This window comes from Melittangium boletus DSM 14713, assembly GCF_002305855.1.
Lineage (GTDB): Bacteria > Myxococcota > Myxococcia > Myxococcales > Myxococcaceae > Cystobacter > Cystobacter boletus.
This window is the reverse complement of sequence record NZ_CP022163.1, coordinates 6333709-6350024: the sequence shown is the minus strand read 5'-3', so window position 1 is coordinate 6350024 and position 16316 is coordinate 6333709. Positions and strand designations below refer to the sequence as shown.

The following is a 16316-nucleotide window of genomic DNA, read 5'->3' as shown; positions in this document are numbered from 1 at the left end:
AGGCTAGGCACGCGAAACCGGAAGGCCACCGGACTCGCGGACAAGAGCGCCTTTCCAGGACAGGCAACGTCCGGGAGTCGCCAGTCCGAGGCCTACCGCCGCTCGCGCACCTTCAGGATCCGGCGCGCGCTGAGTCCTCGATCGTCCGACACGAGGATCTCATGGTCGCCCTCGGACGGCGCCCACCACACCCGCTCATCCGCCCGCGCCGACGCCAGGAAGGTCCCATCCACGAACCACGACAGCTCCCGATCGCCCTCCACCTCGGCCTCCAGGGGCACCTCCTGCTGCTCGGCGGCGACCCCCGGCAAGAGCAACGTCACCTGCCCGGCACCGGGCGAGACGATCTCCGGAGCCCGCCGCGCCCCGCCAGGCTCACACCCCGGAGCGAAGTCGGGAGGCTGGGGCAGCAGGCGGTGTTGATCCGTGAGCCAGCGCCGGATGCTCGCGGGCCAGGTGAGGAACACACGCGACTCCGTGCGCCGCCCGGCCCGGCACGCGGGACTCACCGCCAGACCCGTCACCGCGTCCACCTCCACCTGCTGGTGGTAGGGACAGGGCTCGGTGGGCACGTGGCTGCGCTCGGCATACGTGAAGCGCCGCTGGGAACAGGCCTCCGTGGGCAGGTGGCCCGACCACGCGCAGACCTCCACGCGGGTGAGATCCGAGGGAGGCACCGCATCCGCGTCCATGCCCCGCTCCCGGGGCGCCAGACCCTCGAGGATGTCGAAGAGGAGCGGCCCCGAGGCCTCCGCGCCCACCAGGTGCACGCTGGGGGTGTTGTCGAAATTGCCCGTCCACACCACCGCGGTGTGCCGGGGCCCCGAGCCGGCCGCCCAGGCGTCCCGGTGGCCGAAGCTCGTGCCCGTCTTCCAATGCACCTGGGACGGAAGACCCGTCAGCCGGCGCCGCTCCGGGAAGTCCGGCCGATCCTTCAAGGACAACGCGCGCCGGGTGAGCCACGCCGCTCCGGGCGAGAAGAGCACCTGGGCCTGAGCCCGGGGCTGTCCCTCCTCCAGGAGCTTGAGCGGACGCGCGTGGCCGTTCTCCGCGAGGGCCAGATAGACGCCCGCCACCTCCAGGGGGGTGAGCTCGATGCCACCCACCGCCGCGGAGAGGCCGTAGTGGCCCGGGTCTGGCACGAGGCTCGTCACGCCCGCGAGCCGCAGCGTGCCCAGGAAGCGCTCCACGCCGATGCGCTGCAACAGCTTCACGAAGGGCATGTTGAGCGACTGCGAGAGCGCGTCCTCCAGGCGCACGAGGCCCTGGAAGCGCCCGTCGAAGTTGCGCGGCGCGTAGGTGCCATACGCGGCGGGGATGTCCGCCACGCGCTGATCCGGCCCGGCCAGGCCCTGCTCGATGGCCAGCGCGTAGATGAGGGGCTTGAGCGCCGAGCCCGGCGAGCGCGTCGTCGCGAAGCCCGGGAGCTGCCCGCCATGCTCCGTGTCGAAGAAGTCGAAACTGCCCACGAGCGCGACCACCTCCGCGCGCTCCCGATCCACCACCACCGCCGAGCCATTGTGGATGCCCTGGGTGCGCAGCCCGGGCGCGGCATCGCGCATCATCCGCTCCACCATCCGCTGCGCGCCCGCGTCCAGCGTCGTGCGCAACCGGCCCTGGCCCGGACGCTGCGCCCGCAGCCACACCGCCGCATGCGGGGCCTCGCGCGCGAAGGGCACGAGCCGCGGCGGCACCGGCGTGGCACGCACCTCCGCGAGCAGGGTCTCGGGCACCACCCGGGCCCCCTCCGGCCCCAGGGGCAGCGCGCCCTCGTCCAGGAGCCGCTGGGCCACTCCATCTCGCGCCTCCTTCAGACGCGCGGTGTTCTCCGGCGAGGGATAGCGCCGGTTGGGGTTCTGCGGCACCGCGAGCAGCGTCGCCATCTCCGCCGCGCTCAAGTGCGTGGCCCGGTGGCCGAAGTACGCCAGCGCCGCCGCCTCCACGCCCTCCATGTTGCGCCCATAGGGCACGAACTGCAGGTAGGCCGCCAGGATCTCCCGCTTGCTCAACCGCAGCTCCAACTGCGCCGCCCGGAAGGACTCGATGAGCTTGGACGTGAAGGTGCGCGGCCGGGGCTCCAACACGCGCACCAGTTGCAGCGTGAGCGTGGAGGCCCCGGACACCCGCCGTCCCCGGAGCACGTTCGTCACCGCGGCGCGCCCCACCGCCAGCGGATCCACTCCGGGGTGCCACCAGAAGCGCTTGTCCTCCAGGGTCAGCAGGGCCTGGAGGTAGGCCGGGTCCACTTCCTCCAACCGCGTGGGCACCCGCCAGCGCTGGTCCGGCGCCAGGAAGACGTGCGCCGCCGTGCCATCCCGGTACTCCACCACCACCGAGTGGGCCGCGGAGAGACGTTCGGGAAGGGGCAGCCCCCACGCCGCGGCGAGCGCGCCGAGCGTGAGGGCCAGCAGCAGGAGGGCGCCTCCCAGCACCCTCTTGCGTGTGAAGCGCGGCGCCATCAGAGCAGGAAGTCCGCCCACGGGCCGGAGATGCGCACCGAGCCACCCGCCTCGCGCGCCCAGATGCGCGGGTCGTACATGGCCTCGGCCTCCACGGGAGGCAGGGTGAAGGTACCGGACGTCACCGCGCGCACCGCGTAGACGACCGAGCGCGTCTCGCCCGGCTCCAGGCTGCCGAACACCTCCACCCGGTCATCCCGCAGGTTCACGTAGTCCGCGGCCCACTGCTCCTCCCGCGAGGACCACTCCACCGAGCCACCCCGGCCCAGCCGCGCGTTCTCGATCTCCCAGCCCGCGGGCAGGCGATCCACCAGGGCGATGTTCTGGATGCGCTCCCCCGAGGTGTTCTTGATCTTCACCTCCACGTAGAGGAGGTCGGCGAGGTCCTGTCCCCCGCCCTTCACGTCGACCACATCCCCGTCGAGGCTGCGGTACTGGCGCGTGAGGCTCAGTCCCTCGCCGCCCGTGCGGTACTGGCCGCCCGTGCGCACGCCATCGCTCGCCAGCACGAGGTAGAGCTTGCCCTCGCTCTTCTCGGGGACATTCAGGCTCAGGCCCTTGCGCTCGCTCGCGCGCACCAGCGCCCAGGTGCGATCGGCCGCGCGCTGCTTCGTGCCCACCTGCGGCTTCATCTCCTTGCCATCCGCCGTGAGCACCGGCGGGGCGAACGACGAGGCCGCGCCCGCCACGCGCTTGCCCAGGCCGGTGATGCCCCAGACCAGCTCCTGCGTGGAGTAATAGGAGCTGCGCTCCTGCTGCAGGGCCTCGGCCACGCGCTGCGCGAGCGGCTCTCCCGCCGCGTCATTGCCGAACAGGTCCTGGAAGGTGCTGAGCATGAAGCCACGCCGGCGCCGGTCCGAGTAGAAGGACCAGCTGTTCCAACGCTCGTCCTTCACGGCCGAGACGTCCGGGTCGCGCAGCTCCTTCTCGTAGCGGCGATCCCCCGCCAGGTACAGCGCGGCCTGGAGCATGTAGTCCCGCTCGGCCTTCTCGCTGGCGCTGAAGTAGCGCCGGTCCGCGCCCTGCTCGAGCAGTTTCTGCACGCGCGCCTTCTGGCCCTTGCCCGCGAGCGCCAGCACGTAGTGCATGTAGGCCTCGCCATCGTCGTAATAGTAGTAGCCGTAGGACTGCGGCGAATGGCCCTCGAGGTACTTGACGCGCTCGCCCATCCATTTGATGGCGTCATCGAGCCTGTCCTGGGCCACGGCGTACTTGCGCTTCTGCGCGTCGAGCAGCATGTGCGTGGCGTAGGCGGTGCCCCACCCCACGGGCTCGGAGGCCCCCGGCCAGTAGCCGAAGCCACCCGAGGGCGTCTGCATGGAGAAGACGCGCTGGATGCCCGAGGCCACCATGTCCTCCACCTTCGTGTTGGCGGTGAGCGTCGGGTCCACGCTGTCCACCAGCTCGGAGACGTAGAGCAGCGGACGGGTGGAGGACGTCGTCTGCTCGATGCAGCCATAGGGGTAGCGCACCAGGTAGGACAGGTGCTGGAAGGACTCCGCGTAGGGATTGGCCGTCACCCAGAACGTGGAGCGCTCGCTCGTGGGCAGCCAGCCCTGGAGGTAGGGCGCCAGGTCGAGCGTGCCCGCGGCCAATTCAATCCGCTGCACCTTGCGCTCGCGGGGACCGGACGGCAGGAAGGGCACGTCGAGCTGCTCGAAGGAGGTGTGCCCCCCACCCGAGGCCGTCACCTTGAGGCGCGCGGCGCCCACCGCCTGCACCGCCTTGCCCTGGAAGACGAGCGTGGCGGCCTTGCCATTCTCCAGCCGCACCGACCCCTCGCTCTTGCCGAGCAGTTGCAGGGGCGAACTCAGGGTCGCGGGCATGGTCATGCCGGGCACGGGCAGGTTCTCCGCCGTGAGGGCCACCTTCACCTCCTGCGCCTTGCCGGACAGGTTGGTGACGAAGACGGGAATCTGGATTTCATCCCCCTGGCTGAGGAAGCGCGGCAGCGTGGTCTGCAGGACGAGCGGATCCCTCACGAGCACCTGCGCGCTGGCATGGCCGATGCGCTTGGGGCCGGCCGTCACCACCATGACGCGCACCGCGCCCCGGTACTGAGGCAGCTGGAAGGGCACGCGCAGCTTGCCGCTCGCCGGCACCGGGAGCACGCCGCTCCACAGGGCCACGGGCTTCACGGGCTGCACCCGGCCCGCCGCGCCGCCCTCGTCGCCATCACCACCCGTGGAGCGGCTGGCGCCCGCGGGAGGAATGAGCAGCGTCCACCCCAGCGTCTCGTACGTCTGCACGCCCAGGGCGCGCTTGGAGAAGAGCGTGGCGAGCGGATCCGGGCTCTGGAAACGGGTGAGCGAGAGGATGCCCTCGTCCACCACCGCCACCGTGGCGAAGGTGCCGGGCTCCATGGCGCCCAGCTCCAGGTCCACCGGCAGGTTGTCGTTGGAGCGCACCTCCTGGGGCACCTTCAAGGTGAGGGGCTGGGTGTAGTCCACCGGCTCCACCGTCACGCTGGCCACGCCGAAGGCGCGGTCCGGCATGAAGGACTGGGCGGACTCCAGGTGGGGATCCTTCACCAGGAAGGCACTGACGTAGAGGTTGGGCGCGAAGGCCGAGGGCGTGAAGCTCCACGTCACCTCTCCGGGCTCCACCGCCTTCCACTCGGCGGCCTGCACGCCATCCGTCTCGGCCGTGAAGAGCATGCGGCCGCGGTAGGGCGCCTTCACCTTCACGGACAGGGACTCACCCACCTTGGCCGAGCGCGGCAGCTCCACCGCGAGCGACGTGGGCCGCGCCGGACGGGGCGTCTGATCCACCCGCGCCGAGGCGCCGCCCCACCAGTAGTAGCGGCCATGGCCCTCGAGCTGGAGGTCCGTCTGCGCCGCGCCGGACTTCACGCGAACGATGTAGCCCGCCGAGTCCGTGGACGGCGTCACCTGGAGGGAGAACTTCCCGCCCTCGGGCTTCGCGGTGGCGCGGCCCTCGCGCACGGGGCGCAGGTGGCGCTGGTAGCGCTCCTCTCCCGACTCCTCGTCGTAGAAGTAGCCGTACTCCTCGTCCAGCCGCAGGTACTCCAGCTCGATGGCCTTGGGCTGCTTGCCATAGGGCGCGCCCTGCCAGTCCACCACCAGGCCGGTGACGGTGAAGGGCTGGCCCGCCTTCACCTTCTGCACGTTGGCCTGGAGGCCCACGTAGTACGCCTCGGGGTGCACCGGCACGCTCGTGTCGCCCACCGTGGAGCGGCCGCTGCCGGCCTCGAAGACACTCGCCTGGGCCACGAGCCGCGCCGGGCCCTTGAAGCCCCCCACGTCCTGCTGCGCCGGGCAATTCACGAGCGCCTGGCCCTTCGCGTCCAGCTCCGCCTTCACCTGTCCGAGCACCGTGGCCTTCACCTCCGAGCCCTCGGGGCGCCACACGCCATAAGCGAACTGCGCGTTCTCCTTGGGCTTGAAGACGGACGGCTCCAACCGGCACGTCACCTCCACGGGGCTGCCCTCGGCCGAGCCACCGAAGAGGTAGACGGCCTGCACGCCCACCGGCACCTCCTCGCCTTGCAGGTAGCCGGGCTTCTGGGCCTGGGCCGTCACCTTCATGCGCTCGGGAACGAACTCCTCCACGTTGAGGCCGTAGGTGGCCACCTGCTTGTCGGCCACGTTGAGCACCACGCGATAGGCGCCCGTGTCCTGGTAGGCCTCGAAGGGCACGTCCAGCGACACCAGGCCCGCCTCGTTCGTCTTCACCGTCACCTTGCGCAGGTCGCGCTCGCGCGGGTCCACCACGCGCAGCTCCACGGGCACGCCCGCGGGGGGCGCGCTGTCATCCCGGGCGCGCAGCACCGCCACCACGTGCGCGGTGTCGCCCGGGCGGTACACGCCCCGGTCCGAGTAGAGCGAGGCGCGGTAGGGCACTTCCGAGCGGTACGGCTCGCCCTGCACGTCCGAGTTGGCGATCTCCGTCTTGAGCTCGCTGTACTTGAGGTAGGTGAACTCCTCGCCCTTGCGCGCGAGCAGGGCGAAGGGCTCGGCGGTGTCCACCCCGGGGGCGGGCACGGTGAGCTTGCAGCCGGTGGCGCCCGACGTGGTGCAGCGGGCCACGGCCTGGCCGCTCTTCCTCACCAGGGACACCTCCACGCCGGACTGGGGCTCGGTGTTCTCCATGCCGAGCGCCCACACGAACACTTCCTCCTTCGCGTCCGAGCCCAGGGGCGCGGCGCCGCGCTTGGCCACGAGGCTCAGGTCCGTGAGGAGGATACGCGAGGAGGCGGACTTGGAGTCGCCCGTGGCGGTGATCTCCACGAGCCCCCGGGTGGTGGCGGGCACGAGCGAGCCCACGTCCAGCCAGGTGGTGGCCAGCGTGTCCTGGAGGCCCTGCACGGGCAGCGTCTTCTTCACGAGCACATTGGAGGTGCGCTCGTCGGCGGCCTCGCGATTGTCATCGCTCATCCAGAAGAGGAAGTTCTCCTGGGGCACGTTGCGCACGACGAGCTCCACCTGGTCCAGGTTGAGGTGGTTGAGGGGCAGGTTGCGCCAGGCGGCACGCGGCAGGTAGCGGCCCGTGGTGCCGAAGCTCAACTGGGGGCTGCGCGCGGAGACGGAGAAGGACTTCTCGTAGGTGGACAACAGCGCGCCACCCGTGGCGGAGAAGGCGCCCGCGTCGATGCGCATGGAATAGCTCCCGCGCTTGAAGTCTCCCAGGATGCGGAAGCCCCAACGCGAGGGGGACACGGAGAACTTCACCGGCGGGTTGAAGTGCACGGCGTTCGCGGCCGAGTCCTCGTCGAGGCTGCAACGCTCGCCGCGGTTGCCGTAGTAGTAGTCGTAATCCTCCTCGCCCTCCTCGGCGCTGGGGGCCGCGTCGCCTCCCAGTTCCCGGCAGCGCACCTCGATGTAGTGGCCGGTGGAGCCCTCCTGGACGTAGGCGTTGGTGATGTCCAGCCGCTTGCCCACGTGCAACGTGAAGGAGCCCTCGCCAGCGGGCGCCGCGTCGGTCTTGGCCCCCGAGGGAGCCAGACCCGCCTTGAGGGTGAAGCGCACCTCGGCGCCGGGCCGCAGGCGCGACCCACCGAGCGAGGCGGTGACGGTATGTGGAGCGCTGGGCTGGCTGCGCAGCTTCACGTCGGACACCGTCTTGCCGTCCACGGAGAAGGAGATGAAGCGGCGCACGCTGGCCACGTCCACCGGTCCGGAGAAGACGAGGTCCGCCTCCACCTTGCCCTTGGCCACATCCACCTGACGGGGTGACAGGCGCAGGAAGGAGAAAGCGGGCGTGGTGAAGGTGTGGCTCCACTCCCCCGGCTGCGAGGGCTTCACCACGGTGCCATCGCCCAGTTCCAGCGACTCCAGGGTGACGGTGTAGGGCGTCTTGAAGGCGAAGGCGCCGCGCGTCTGGAAGACGAGCGTGGAGGCGCCCCGGTAGCTCAGCGAGCCCGGCACGTTCGGAGACACCGTGAAGACGGTGCCCTTGCGGACCCGCCCATCCTCCGGCATCACCGAGCGGGGGAACTCGAGCACCACCTCACGCGGCACCATGCCCTCGGCGCCGATCTCATGGATGGACGGGGCCAGAGCATTGGCCGGAGGGGTCGGGCGCGGAGCGGGAGGGGTTCCCGCCGTGGGCGATCCAGACGACGGGGTTCCAGGCGTTGAAGCGCCCGGAGACGTCGTGGGGGAAGGGGGCTGCGAGCCCTGGGGCTCATCCTTCTTGCAGCCAGAGAGCGCGCTCACGAGCAGGGCCGCCAGCAACCAGCGCGACCTGCCCGCGCGGGGCGGCCGGGGCATCGAAACGGACTGCGGATTCATGGAGACTCCGAGGAAAGATGACTGCGTTGGTTCACGCGGCGTGCCAGTGGGCCGCGAGCCACATTCGAGAGGAGAAAGAGAGGTCAGGACACGGCCCGGGTGCGTCCTCTCGCGCGGCCGGGAGCCCACACGGTGGCCGAAGAGCCACAGTCCCCCCGTGGGTGGATGGGGCCTGACAGGGAGGGAACCTAGGGCGGCCCCCGGGTGCCGGTCAACGCGGGGACAGCCTCCAGTTGGGCGGTAGGGTGTACTTTCCGCCTTGGCGTCGCCGTCCTCGCGCTCCTAGCGTCCCTTCCATGCAACACGCGAACGACTACCCGCTCCTGGGGATGGTGACCCTCCTGGGGGCGCTCGTCTCCGGCTGCGCGTCTGGACCGGCCATGGGGAATTCAACCAACGACGCGAGCCCCCCCGGGTCCGTGGGGATGACCCGTGGCGGTGTCGCTCCATCCGTCGAGGAACTCCACCGCTACGTGCTCGTCATTCAAGAGACCCCCAGCGGTCGCATCACCCACGCCTGGCGCCCCATCGAGGAGTTCGACCTCTCGCGATTCAGGTCCCAGCCACGCGCTGAAAGCACATCCGGGCGCATCATGCTCGCGGCTGCCCGTCCGCGAGATTGCCACGAAGAACTCAACGACTGCATCGACACGTGTATGAACCGGCCTCTTTCGGAAGACTACTCTCACATCACTTCGACTGGAGCCAAGAGAGAGCATTGCAGAAGTGGATGCTGGCAGCCATATCTTGATTGCGAAGAATTGCAGCGACTTCGTCCCCAGGAGTTTTCGGCAACGACTCCGGCACTTGACTGGTTGAAGAGCAATCGCAACGAGGTCGTGGCGGGAAGCATTATCGTGATCGCGGGAGTTGCGTTCATCGTGGCATTCCCCCCTGGCGCCCTCCTCGCCTTGATTCCAGTAACGGTCCTGGCTTCATCGCAAGCGGTCTGCGAGCCCTCCATCTCGGCGGTGGCCCCGTGACGATTTTCGACCAGATCCTTGAAGCGCAGGAACTCCTCGGCAAGAACCACGAAAACGCACAGTCTCCAGAGGAGAAGAAGTTGCTTCTCCTCGCCATCGACGCGCTCTGGTTCCTCTGGAGGAATGGCCAAGCGTACGAGTTCGAGGATTACCGTGAGGACAGCGAATCCAATGCCCCCCACCGGGTCATCGCCGCCTTCAACACCCGCGATGAAGCGGACGCTTGGGTCAGGACCAAACCCAAACCGCCCGATCTAGCCCTCGTGTTGATCGCGGACAATTACCACATCGTCCTCTCTTCTCGTGATGGGCTGCGTACCTCGCTCGTCCCGGATCCCGAGTTTGAATACTACATCGAGGAAATGACGAGAGACGGCCTCCCTCCGCCGGCAGCTACGTTCAACACGCGTGAAGAGGCGAACAACTGGTTCAACAACCAGACCGCGCCACCGCCTCAGACCGTCATACAGATTGGCGGCGAACACTACCTCGCGGTGTATTACCGGAACATCAATCATCGCGCCATGTTCCCTTTCTCCATTGTCGAAAGGCTTCATGCGCGACGGAAGAGGAGAGAGCAAAACGGGCCGAGAGAATAGAAGCAACGGGCCCGGCGACAGGCGCTCTTCGGCTTCGAAGTGCCTGCGCTGGACGCTCCTCGGTGCTTCTGGTCTCCTGCGTGCTCGATTCATCCCACTGTCTCCTGTTCAGGCATCATTCAGCGTAGGCGAACTTCACTTGAGGCCCTTTAGCTGTTCCTCGGCTGCCTGACGGAATCGCGGCACGACCTCCACGGCGAGCACGTCACACATCTGCTGGCACGCACCTTCGATGTCACCCGAGTCCCGGAGACTCGTCATCCGGTACATCGAATTCAAGAATCGGCGCGCGCTCTCCCGGAAACGAGAGAGGACCATCCCCATCAGGGCCTCGGCGCCTTCCGGACTCTTCAGGGCCTCTTCCGTCTCGGCCTCGTTGATTGCCGCCGTGGGGGCGGTCCGGCGAAGGAGGGCGCGCAAGTCGTCGGTGAGTTCCAGGGCGTGACCTTAGGTGTCCCGGCGCGTGGTGCACATGAAGTGCGGGAGAGCCACTAAAACGGGGCAGGCGCACCGCGCGCGTTGGGCGCTGGTAAGGTGCGCGGCCCATGTCCCTGCCCATCCGGCTGGTGTTGATGCGCCCGCGCAACGCGGAGAACCTGGGAGCCGCCGCCCGGGCCATGAAGAACTGCGGCCTGGCCGAATGGACCTGGGTGCACCCCGAGGCCGAGGACCTCGCTCCCGCGCGCCGGCTCGCCGTGCACGCCGAGGACGTGCTCGAGGCCTCGGGCCGGGCGGACTCGCTCGACGCGGCCGTGGCGGACTGCGTCTGGGTGGTGGGCACCAGCTCGCGCAAGGTGGAGGGCAAGCGCCGTCTGTCGCCCCGGGCCGTGGCGGAGGAGCTGGTGCGGCGCGCGGTCCAGGGCCCCGTGGCGCTCGTCTTCGGGGATGAGCGCAGCGGCCTCACCAACGCCGAGGTGGAGCGCTGTCACGACCTGTCCGCCGTCCCCACCGCGCCCGAGCAGCCCTCCATCAACCTCGCCCAGGCCGTGCTGCTCTACGCCTACGAAATCCGCATGGCCTCGCTGGCCGACGCCCCTCCCCCCCCGGCGCCCCTGCCCGTGGCGGCCACGGACACCGAGCTGACCCAGGTCGAGTCCGCCCTGGAGGCGGCGCTCGTGTCCGGCGGCTTCCTCGTGGACGCGAATGCCCGGGGCCGTTCCGCCCTGAGAGAACTCTTCGCGCCCCTGCGCCGCTCGCGCCTCACTCATAAGGAGGCGCGGCTGTGGCTCGCCGCCCTGCACACCCTGGCCAAGCGGCTGCGGTAGTCCAGGCGGGCGGGCAACCGGCCGAAGGGCCTCCACGTCCCCGTCCCACCCATGCGGAAAGGGGGAAGCTCCGGCCGAGGGACTCCCCTGGAGTTCCTACCTTGGAGGGAGATTGCCTCGCGACAGGAGCGAACCATGTGGCACATGCCCTATGAGCGAATGACCGTGGGAGATGGCCCGGATGACACGCCGGAGAACCTCCCCACCCGGGACGCCCCCTCCGTGACGTACAGCGAACCGGGCCGGACGCCCCAATCGGCGGAAGGGGGCTCCGAGGCCGAGGAGCGGAAGATGCCCCAGGAGGAGCCTGGCCGGACTCCCGGCTCGGCCGAGGGCGAGGACTTCGACGAACCCTCGCGGGGATAGCGGCCCGCCGCTACAGTGGCCCCGCGCCATGTCTCGAAAGCCGCCCCCCCGCCGATCCCTCCCGCAGCTGTCCAAGCAGACCAGCCCGCAGGGGCGCTGGGAGGGCAAGGCCAAGCCGGACTGGCTCGCGCGGGCCATCGCCCGGGCCGGCGTCCTGCCCCAGGACGAGGCCCAGGCGGCCATCGAGGCCGGCCGCGTCACGGTGAATGGCCGGGTCGTCAAACAGCATCTGGCCCCGGTGCCCCCGGGCGCCACGGTGCGCGTGGACGGCGCTCCCCTGCCCACCGAGGCGCCCACCCGGGTGCTCGCCTTCCACAAGCCCGCGGAACTGTTGACGTCCACGGTGGGTCAGCACCGGGTGGGGACCGTCTATGAGGTGCTGCTCCCGCAGCTCCCGCCGGACCTGGCGCGCTTCACCTGGCACGCGGTGGGGCGGCTGGACCGGGGCACCACGGGGCTCTTGCTCTTCACCAATGACGAGAAGCTGCTCGCGCACGTGACGTCCCCGGACACGCGGCTGCCCAAGCGCTACGTGGCCACGGTGTTCAGCGAGGCGGATGAGGAGAAAGTGGAACCCCTGCGCCAGGGCATGACGCTGGAAGAAGGAGACAGGCTGCGGCCCGCCCAGGTCCAGCTGCGCGACGCCCACACGGTGGAGGTCACCGTCACCGAGGGCCGCAACCACCAGGTGAAGCGGATGCTTGGCGCGGTGGGCCTGCCCGTGAGAGCCCTCCACCGCGAGGCCGTGGGCGGTGTGCGCCTGGATGTGGCCGAAGGCACCTTCCGGCTCCTTACCGACGCCGAGGTCTCCGAGGGCCTGGGCTACCCCCCCAAGGGCTGAACGGCGAGGCGGCCAGGCCCTGGACCCCCTCCCCAGCCCCGGAGCGGCCTTTCCAGAGGGGCTGGACACCCGAAGTATTCGTCCCTCCCCGGCGTTAGAACCCTGCATCCCGATGATGTAGGCGTGGCTCCTCCAGCGGCCACGCCCCCAGGGGGGGCTTCCCCTTGAGGCGCGGAGAGAGTAGACGGCTCCCCAGCTCCAAGCCGATTTGGCTGGAAACTTCAAGCTTCGGGAAGTAAGGGCGCCCCCTGCCCTGTTCCCGCTGGACGTTCCCTCAGCACCCCACAGAAGGACCGACTCACGTGGCCACCCAAGTTCCCATCGAAAAGGTTCGCAACATCGGTATTTCCGCCCATATCGACTCGGGCAAGACGACGCTCTCCGAGCGCATCCTGTTCTACACGGGCCGAATCCACGAGATTCACGAAGTTCGTGGCAAGGACGGCGTGGGCGCGAAGATGGACTCGATGGATCTGGAGCGTGAGAAGGGCATCACGATCCAGTCCGCCGCCACGTACGCCATGTGGGGCGAGTACAACATCAACCTGATCGACACCCCCGGACACGTGGACTTCACCATCGAGGTGGAGCGCGCCCTGCGTGTGCTCGACGGCGCCATCCTGGTGCTCTGCTCGGTGTCCGGCGTTCAGTCCCAGTCCATCACGGTGGACCGGCAGATGAAGCGCTACAAGGTTCCCCGGATCGCGTTCGTCAACAAGATGGACCGCGCGGGTGGCAACTATCAGCGCGTGGCCGCCCAGCTGAAGGAGAAGCTCGGCCACCACCCGGTGCGGCTGCAGCTGCCCATCGGCGCCGAGGACAAGTTCCAGGGCCTCGTCGACCTCATCAAGATGAGGGCGTTCTACTTCGACGGTGAGTCGGGCGAGGACATCCGCGAGGAGGACATCCCCGCCGAGTTGCAGGAGCAGGCCCAGCTGGACCGCCAGGAGATGATCGAGAAGCTGGCCGAAGTGGACGACGAGCTGGGCGAGCTCTTCTTGTCCGACGCGGCCATCAGCAACGAGCAGATCGTCGCCGCGGTGCGCCGGGCGACCATCGCGCTCAAGATGACGCCGGTCATGTGCGGCTCGGCCTACAAGAACAAGGGCGTGCAGCTGCTGCTCAACGCCATCTGCGCCTATCTGCCCAACCCCTCCGAGGTCACCAACGAGGCGCTGGACCAGAAGAACAACGAGGCGAAGGTCCTCCTCGAGTCCAACGCGGACAAGCCCTTCGTGGGCCTGGCGTTCAAGCTGGAAGATGGCCGCTACGGTCAGCTGACCTACATGCGCGTCTACCAGGGCAAGGTCTCCAAGGGAGACTTCATCATCAACCAGGCCAACCAGAAGAAGGTCAAGGTTCCGCGCATCGTTCGCATGCACTCGAACGAGATGAACGACATCAACGAGGGCTACGCCGGCGACATCATCGCGCTGTTCGGCGTGGAGTGCGCCTCGGGTGACACGTTCACCGACGGCACCGTGCAGTACACGATGACGTCCATGTTCGTGCCGGACGCGGTCATCTCGCTCGCGGTGGCCCCCAAGAGCCGCGACGCCCAGGCCAACTTCTCCAAGGCCCTCAACCGCTTCACCAAGGAAGACCCCACCTTCCGCGTGAACCGCGACGAGGAGTCCGGTCAGACCATCATCCGCGGCATGGGTGAGCTGCACCTGGAGATCTACATCGAGCGCATGAAGCGCGAGTACAACTGCGAGGTGGTGGCCGGTAAGCCCCAGGTGGCCTACCGCGAGACCATCTCCCAGAAGGGCGAGTTCGCCTACACGCACAAGAAGCAGACCGGTGGTTCGGGTCAGTTCGCGCGCGTGTGCGGCTACGTCGAGCCGCTGCCCTCGGACGCCGTGCAGCAGTACGAGTTCGTGGACGACATCGTGGGCGGTTCCATCCCCCGCGAGTTCATCCCGGCGTGTGACAAGGGCTTCACCGAGGCGGTGAAGAAGGGCTCGCTCATCGGCTTCCCCGTCGTGGGCATCCGCGTCGTCATCAACGACGGCGCGTTCCACGCGGTGGACTCGTCCGAAATGGCGTTCAAGACCGCCGCCATCATGGGCTTCCGCGAGGGCTACGCGGCCGCCAAGCCGATCATCCTCGAGCCGATGATGAAGGTGGAAGTGCAGGCGCCCGAGGACTTCCAGGGCTCGGTGGTGGGTCAGATCAACCAGCGCCGTGGCACCATCCTCGAGTCCGGTACGGCCGAGGGTTACGTGACGGTGGTGGCCGAGGTGCCGCTGAACAACATGTTCGGCTACTCCACGGACCTGCGCTCCGCCACCCAGGGCAAGGGCGAGTACACCATGGAGTTCGCCAAGTACTCCCCGGTGCCGAAGAACGAGGCCGAGGCCCTGATGGCCACGTACAAGGAGAAGCTGGCCGCCGAGCAGGCCGCCCGCAAGTAGTCCCAAGGCACTTCGAAGCCTGATTCAACCTGGCTGTTGAAGGAAGGCGCCTCCCCCGGGGGCGCCTTCTTTTTTTCCGGGTCCAGCACGGAGCGCCGCTCCGCCACGCCGGACCCTCCGGGGACCCATTTTCCCCCTGAGATTCCATGACTTTTGAAGATCTGAAGCTCGCCGAACCCCTGCTGCGCGCCGTGAAGGCCGAGGGGTACACCTCGCCCACGCCCATCCAGCAGCAGGCCATTCCCCACGTGCTCGAGGGCAAGGACGTCCTGGGCTGCGCGCAGACGGGCACCGGCAAGACGGCGGCGTTCACCCTGCCCATCCTCCAGCGGCTGTCCGTGGGCCGTCCCTCGCCGCCCGCGCGCGGCCGTCCCATCCGCGCGCTCGTGCTCAGCCCCACGCGCGAGCTCGCCGCGCAGATTGGCGACAGCGTCAAGGCCTACGGGCGCCACACCGGCCTCACCTCCGCCGTCATCTTCGGCGGCGTGGGCCAGAGCGCCCAGGAGCAGGCGCTCAAGAGCGGCGTGGACATCCTCGTGGCCACTCCGGGCCGCCTGTTGGATCTGATGAGCCAGGGCTTCGTGTCCTACAAGTCGCTCGAGGTGTTCGTCCTCGACGAGGCGGACCGGATGCTGGACATGGGCTTCATCCATGACGTCAAGCGCGTCATCGCCGCCCTGCCCCGCCAGAAGCAGACGCTGTTCTTCTCGGCCACCATGCCGCCGGAGATCCAGGGCCTGGCCAACAGCATCCTGGTCAAGCCCGTGCGCGTGGAAGTGGCCCCGGTGGCCACCACGGCGGAGACCATCGATCAGCGCCTGTACTTCGTGGAGAAGGAGCAGAAGCGCGGGCTGCTCGTGCACCTGCTCCAGAGCGACACGGGCATCCAGCGCGCGCTCGTGTTCACGCGCACCAAGCACGGCGCCAACCGCGTGGCCCGGCACCTGGAGGCCGCGGGCATCGGCGCCGAGCCCATCCACGGCAACAAGAGCCAGAACGCGCGCGAGCGGGCCCTGGCGGCCTTCAAGTCCGGCGCCTGCCGGGTGCTGGTGGCCACGGACATCGCCGCGCGGGGCATCGACATCGACGGCATCTCGCACGTCATCAACTTCGATCTGCCCAACGTGCCCGAGACGTACGTGCACCGCATCGGCCGCACGGGCCGCGCGGGCGCCGCGGGCATCGCCCTGTCCTTCTGCGACGGCGAGGAGCGCGCGTATTTGAAGGACATCGAGCGCACCATCCGCCGGCGCGTGCCGGTGGTGGAGGCCGGTCCCTACCGCGTCGCGCCCGCTCCCGCCTCCGAGCGGGACGAGCGCCCCGAGCGCCGTCCCCAGAACGAGGGCCGGCATGCCCCGCGGCAGGCCCGTCCCCAGTCCTCGGGAGGCAACCCGCGTGGCGGCAACCCGCCCCGGGGCGAGTCGCGCGGAGGCGGACGGGGCGGTGAGGGCAACGGCGGCCGCCGCCGCCAGGGAGGCCGGGACGGCCGGTCCGCCGCCCCCCGGGGGCAGGACTCGCGCCCCTCCCGCAACGACCGGCCCTCGGGAAGCCAGGCCCCGGCGTCCGCTCCGGCGGCTCCGGCCGCCGCTTCTCAGCGGCCTCGCGCCCCCAAGTGGTTGTAAAGAAGCACCCG

Annotated in this window: 9 protein-coding genes; 6 read left to right on the top strand and 3 right to left on the bottom strand. The window is 69.2% G+C overall.

The genetic code is table 11. From position 1 onward, the window contains the following. Positions 1-92 precede the first annotated feature (92 nt). A complete protein-coding gene (gene pbpC / locus MEBOL_RS26605; protein ID WP_179956299.1) occupies positions 93-2459 on the bottom strand; it encodes a penicillin-binding protein 1C in 2367 nt (788 codons plus the stop codon). Then, positions 2459-8212 carry an alpha-2-macroglobulin family protein gene (locus MEBOL_RS26600; protein WP_095980085.1) on the bottom strand — a complete coding sequence of 1918 codons (5754 nt, stop codon included), beginning with the start codon at positions 8210-8212 and terminating at the stop codon, positions 2459-2461. Before MEBOL_RS26600 ends, pbpC begins: the two co-directional genes overlap by 1 nt. 979 nt (positions 8213-9191) lie before the next feature. On the opposite strand from MEBOL_RS26600, the gene MEBOL_RS26595 reads away from it, so the two are divergent. Then, positions 9192-9794, top strand: a complete 603-nt coding sequence (locus tag MEBOL_RS26595; protein WP_095980084.1) for a head protein — start codon at positions 9192-9194, stop codon at positions 9792-9794. Between the two features lie 135 nt (positions 9795-9929). On the opposite strand, the gene MEBOL_RS26590 is transcribed toward MEBOL_RS26595, so the two are convergent. Then, entirely contained in the window at positions 9930-10232 is a 303-nt protein-coding gene (locus MEBOL_RS26590) for a DUF2379 family protein (protein ID WP_095980083.1), read from the bottom strand. A gap of 107 nt (positions 10233-10339) precedes the next feature. Between MEBOL_RS26590 and MEBOL_RS26585 the strand changes: the two genes are divergently transcribed. From MEBOL_RS26585 to MEBOL_RS26565, 5 genes are all read left to right on the top strand, one after another. Then, positions 10340-11059, top strand: a complete 720-nt coding sequence (locus MEBOL_RS26585; protein WP_095980082.1) for an RNA methyltransferase — start codon at positions 10340-10342, stop codon at positions 11057-11059. A 135-nt stretch (positions 11060-11194) separates the two neighbouring features. After that, positions 11195-11425: a hypothetical protein gene (locus tag MEBOL_RS26580; RefSeq protein WP_095980081.1), complete on the top strand. Its 231-nt coding sequence runs from the start codon at positions 11195-11197 to the stop codon at positions 11423-11425. Between the two features lie 28 nt (positions 11426-11453). Further along, positions 11454-12266, top strand: a complete 813-nt coding sequence (locus MEBOL_RS26575) for a pseudouridine synthase (protein ID WP_095980080.1) — start codon at positions 11454-11456, stop codon at positions 12264-12266. 302 nt (positions 12267-12568) lie between these two features. Beyond that, positions 12569-14683, top strand: a complete 2115-nt coding sequence (fusA, locus tag MEBOL_RS26570; protein ID WP_095980079.1) for an elongation factor G — start codon at positions 12569-12571, stop codon at positions 14681-14683. 146 nt (positions 14684-14829) lie between these two features. After that, complete coding sequence (locus MEBOL_RS26565) at positions 14830-16305, top strand: DEAD/DEAH box helicase (RefSeq protein ID WP_095980078.1); 1476 nt, start codon at positions 14830-14832, stop codon at positions 16303-16305. The last annotated feature ends 11 nt before the right edge of the window (positions 16306-16316 follow it).